The organism is Nocardia tengchongensis, from assembly GCF_054781395.1.
Map to the genome: position 1 here is coordinate 825,030 of NZ_BAAGUM010000015.1, position 4,873 is coordinate 829,902.

At 63.7% G+C, this 4,873-nt stretch carries 6 protein-coding genes; all 6 read left to right on the plus strand.

The window, feature by feature from the left end; all coding sequences use genetic code 11:
- Positions 1–669 precede the first annotated feature (669 nt).
- Complete coding sequence (locus tag ACYVKL_RS30380; protein WP_379166601.1) at positions 670–1,047, plus strand: hypothetical protein; 378 nt, start codon at positions 670–672, stop codon at positions 1,045–1,047.
- A gap of 6 nt (positions 1,048–1,053) precedes the next feature.
- Positions 1,054–1,362, plus strand: a complete 309-nt coding sequence (locus ACYVKL_RS30385) for a lipase family protein (protein ID WP_379166603.1) — start codon at positions 1,054–1,056, stop codon at positions 1,360–1,362.
- Positions 1,363–1,403: 41 nt separating this feature from the next.
- A protein-coding gene (locus ACYVKL_RS30390) for an IS3 family transposase (protein WP_379166731.1) occupies positions 1,404–2,638 on the plus strand; the annotation gives its coding sequence in 2 pieces (ribosomal slippage) (positions 1,404–1,683 and positions 1,683–2,638; 1,236 coding nt in all).
- 621 nt (positions 2,639–3,259) lie between these two features.
- Positions 3,260–3,439 (plus strand): integrase core domain-containing protein, encoded by a 180-nt coding sequence (locus tag ACYVKL_RS30395; RefSeq protein WP_379166733.1) that lies wholly within the window; start codon positions 3,260–3,262, stop codon positions 3,437–3,439.
- A 549-nt stretch (positions 3,440–3,988) separates the two neighbouring features.
- Positions 3,989–4,768, plus strand: a complete 780-nt coding sequence (locus ACYVKL_RS30400; RefSeq protein WP_379166605.1) for an IPT/TIG domain-containing protein — start codon at positions 3,989–3,991, stop codon at positions 4,766–4,768.
- Between the two features lie 17 nt (positions 4,769–4,785).
- Positions 4,786–4,873 (plus strand): hypothetical protein (locus ACYVKL_RS30405; protein ID WP_460773502.1); only part of this gene is annotated, 88 nt, incomplete at its 3' end.

Here is a 4,873-nt window from a genome sequence, read left to right on the forward strand (position 1 = left end):
CTGGACCCCTTCACTGGTCGGCCTTTGGAATCCAACTCGAACTCCGCGCCGCAGTGCGACAACTCCCCCCGCACCCGTCCGTCAACGTTTCTTGGTATCTCAAAGCCTGAAGAGTCGGACATTTCCAACATCTGGCAAAGAACGCGGGCTCACAACATGCCCGGCGTACAGCTTTCGAGCCGCGTTCCCGAACGGCATGCTGCTATGCGGTCACCGACCACAGGAGGGAATGCCGATCAAGTCGCGAAATCCACTACCACCCAGGGAAATCGGTCAGAACAAGGTTCAACGATCTGGCGAGCACGAGCTTAACATGCCTCGATCCGGATCGAGCAACATTGGCACATGGTTCTCGGCCTGGAGCCCGCAACGCGCGGGACTTTCTCCGGGCGGCACACTTGCGCCGAGTCATCCGAACGCCGGTCGGGAGGATCTCAATAGCGGGCGTTGTCTCAGCGTTCACGGCACGGGCGGACGTCATCGGCAACACGAGGCGTCGCATCCGGTTTCCTGGCTCCAGCGCGATTACCCTCATACTCTCACTCACCGATCCGGATCTAGCTGCCAGGAAAGCCAATCCGCGGGAAGGATCGAATATGTGAGGAGCGAAAGCTCGTCTGCGCCTCTGCTTTGACCGGAGTGCTCGTAGCGTGCAGCGCGGCGGTTTCTGTGCAACCCGCCGCGGCGGAGCCGGCCACCGACGCGGCAGCGGCGGATTTCTATATTCCCATCCATGCCCCTGACCGGCGGCGCGGGCGACATCGTCCACAGCGAGTCGGCGTCACTGGCGCTGTCGGCCCCGGCCGGCCCAGGATCATTCCGGCCACCTCGACGCGCATCATGTATGTCAGCAGCGACGCCGATGGCGCGCCGACCGCTGTGGTGGGCACCTATCTGCAACCGACACAGCCGTGGATCGGCCCGGGTGAACGGCCGCTGGTCGCGGATGCGGGCGGCACGAAGGGACAGGGCAAGCAGTGCGCTCCCTCGAAACTGCTGTCACAGGTCGTGCAGTATCAGCCGCCGGTCGACGCGATTTTCGAATAGGACCTCTTGGCGCTGTACACGCTGCTCTCGCGCGGCATGGCCGTGGTGATAACCGATTATCACGGCCTGGGCACGCCGGACACCCACGACTACCTCAACCGGAAGGCCCAAGGCTACGCGGTGCTCGACTCCGCCCGTGCCGCGACCAGGTTGCCCGGCAACGGGCTCGGCGCTCACCCGCCGGTTGTCCTCTACAGGTATTCGCAGGGCGGAATGGCCTCGGCCGCCGCAGCCGAGCTGCAGCCGGATTACGCTCCCGACCTCAGCGTACGCACTGAATCGCCCCGGGGTGTCGGGAGACTTCAACCTCTGTGAAGGATGGAGTCGTGTCGAGTTCGAAGAAGTACCCGCAAGAGATGCGTGAGCGGGCCGTGCGGATGTTCGCCGAGATCAAGGGCGAGCACGAGTCGGAGTGGGCGGCGATGAAAGCGGTCGCCGATCTGCTCGGGATCGGGACGCCGGAGACGGTCCGTAAGTGGGTGCGCCAAGGCCAGGTCGACACCGGGGCCCGTGCCGGGGTCGCGTCGGATGAGTTGGCGAAGTTGAAGGGGTTGCGGCGGGAGAACGCAGAACTCAAGCGCGCCAACGCAATTCTCAAGGCCGCGTCGGCTTTCTTCGCCGCCGAGATCGACCGGCCCCAGCGCTGATCGTTCGGTTCATCACCGAACACCAAGGCCGCTGCGAGATCGGCGGCCTTGCCTGGGGTGTCGAGTCGATCTGCGCCGCGCTCACCGAGCTCGGCGTCAAAGTCGCCCCATCAACCTATTATGAGCAGCGCAAACGCGTCCCGTCGAAACGGGAGCGGCGCGATGAGGACCTGAAGGCGGAAATCGCGAGAGTTCACCGCGAGAACTTCGCCGTCCATGGCGCGAGAAAGATGTGGCTGCAACTGAATCGGGAAGGCCACCCGGTTGCCCGATGCACCGTCGAGCGCCTGATGCGTGAGCTCGGGCTGCGCGGGGCCGTTCGCGGCCGGGTCAAGCGCACCACCTTCCCGGATCCGGCCGCGCCGCGGCCGGCGGATCCGGTGCAACGGAAGTTCGCGCCGCCGGCGCCAAACCGGTTGTGGGTGGCCGACATGACCTATGTCTCGACGTGGTCGGGCTGGGTCTATGTGGCCTTCGTGATCGATGCCTACGCCCGCCGGATCATCGGCTGGCGCACCGGCACGTCGATGGTGACCTCGCTGGTCCTCGATGCCATCGAGCATGCGATCTGGACCCGTGAACGCTCCAGGTGGGATGTGAAAGATGGTGTGCAACATACCGATAGGGGATCTCAATACACCTCCATCGCCTATACCGAGCGGCTCGCCGAGTCCGGAATCCAGCCGTCGGTCGGCGCGGTCGGCTCGTCATATGACAACGCGCTCGCCGAGACGATCAACGGCCTGTTCAAGACCGAACTGATCAAGCCTCGTGGCCCGTGGCGCAGCGTCGACCACGTCGAATTCGCCACCGCCGAATGGGTCGACTGGTTCAACCACCGCCGCCTCTACCAATACTGCGGGGACATCCCACCCGCCGAGATGGAGGCGGCCTACTACGCTCAACAATCAGCCCAGCAACCCGCCGGGCTGTCACACCAATAGGTCTCCGGACTCACCGGAGCGATTCAGTCGTCTAAGAACCAGGCGTGAGGGAGTACCTGCTCGGAGCCGCACCTCCAACACGCCGACCAACCTCATCGGCAGCCAAGCCAAGCACCAATCACGATGCACCGCAGGACAAACGAGGAGTGCGCCATCTCAGCTGGTCAAGCCATTGTCGTTGTTTTTCGTCCGGTTACTACCGGGACCCCGCCAAGCTCGGCGCGGTGGTTCTGGACCCACCACCGCCGTCGCCCGTGGAAACACGGCGGGCATCGACTCCGTTTGACGCCCTAATGCAGCTGCGGGGCAATCCGGCAGCTACTTCTTCTGAACGGGCACCCTCGACATGATGGACGGGCGCGGCAAGTTGCGGCGACCGTTGCGCTTAGCGGTTTTCGCGCTCATCCACCAGACCAATTCAGACCACTTGAATACGAGCCCTTACCAGTCACTACCCCCGAGCACCTTCGCCCCCCCAAATCACGGCCGGTGGGGGGACAGTCGCGTGTTCGTATCCGCTGCAATTGGCGGCAGTTGGACCGGTGACACGAAAGTCACGCTGGCCGCGCATGGACATCGATTTCCCAAGCGCTGCAACAGTGCTGCGGCGGCCGAGTCGGAATCTCCTCCATTCGACCGGGAAGGCCGTGGAACAACGGCTATATCGAATCGTTCGACCGGCGACCGCGCGATGCCTCAACCGTAGTCACCGGACGAGCCTGCTCGAAGCCCGAGCGGTCATCGGCGACTTCAAGACCGAAAATGATCTGCGGCACCGCCACTCGGCCCGGGGCCGCCTGACCTCGGCCGAGTACGCAGCCCGCTGCGGCCACACCCATCACCTCGTGGCCTGCCCAATCACATGAAACTGAATCGGAAACAACCCGGACTCAAAAACCGGATGGTCCCGTTATCGGGACCGGACAACGGGATAGCCGCAACTGGATCCTCGCCACGCTCCACGATCAGATCACCAGCCCCGCATATTACTGAGTTTCTGTGCTGGAGTGTTCCGAATACCGTGCCGGTGGCACGAATTGAGAGTGTCCAGGCACGGAAGGTCTCAGATATCTCCGAATTGGCTGCGTGATCGAGTCACTGTCATGCGGAATGCCGGACAGAACCATCGTGGTGACGGCGCTCGGGCGCAGGAACGGGTGGTGGTTGAATACCGACCGGAATCCTTGAAATACCGACCGGCTGTGCGAATCTGATAACGAATTAAAGCGAACTCTTCAGGTCGGTCGGCGGTGTGTTGATACTGGAAGTAGCGGGCCGCCATGGGAACTCGGGCAAACCACGCTCGGGTTCAACTGAGGAATTTCCACAAGCATTAAGGAGGCGACCATCATGCCTACCATCACGTCTCTCTCTCCGACGTCCGGGCCCGTGACAGGGGGAACCAGCGTCACGATCACCGGTACCGGGTTCACCGGGCCGATCACTGTGCGGTTCGGCACTACCGCAACGATTTTCACCCTGGATTCTCCGACGCAGATCACCGCGATCGCCCCCGCCGGCTCGGTCGGTACCGTGCAGGTCACCGTCACCACTTCGGCGGGCACCAGCAACGGGGTGTCCTACACCTATCTCGCGGTGCCCGCGTTGATCAGCATCAGTCCCAGCCAAGGAACGACCGCGGGCGGGACGACAGTGACACTCACCGGGTCGGGTCTCACCGGCGTCACTGCGGTGAGTTTCGGTGGGGCACCGGCGACCTCGTTCACAGTCGACTCCAATACCCAGATCACCGCCGTCACCCCCGCGGGCACCGGGATCGTGTCTGTCACCGTCACCGGACCGGGCGGCACCAGCAATCCGGTTGTCTACGTCTACGTCGTCGTTCCGACCATAACCTCCATCTCCCCGACCGCCGGACCGACTGCGGGCGGGAACAACGTGACGATCACGGGTACCGGGTTCATCGGCCCGTTGACCGTCCGATTCGGTTCGACCGCAACGATATTCACCGTGAACTCCGCCACCCAGATCACCGCCATCGCCCCCGCCCATACGGCCGGGACGGTGCAGGTGACCGTCACCGGGTCGGGCGGAGCCAGTAACGGTGTCTCCTACACCTATGCCGCGGTGCCGACCCTGACCAGTATCGCCCCGTTTCAGGATCGGTGACGGGCGGAACCACCGTCGTGCTCACCGGGACGAACCTGACCGGCGCGACGGCGGTGAGTTTCGGTGGCACACCAGCGACCTCGTTCACCGTCAACTCCGCCACCC

Excerpts from the sequence above, each read along its gene's own strand:
- ACYVKL_RS30400 (WP_379166605.1), top strand. The coding sequence starts at position 3,989 with ATGCCTACCATCACGTCTCTCTCTCCGACGTCCGGGCCCGTGACAGGG.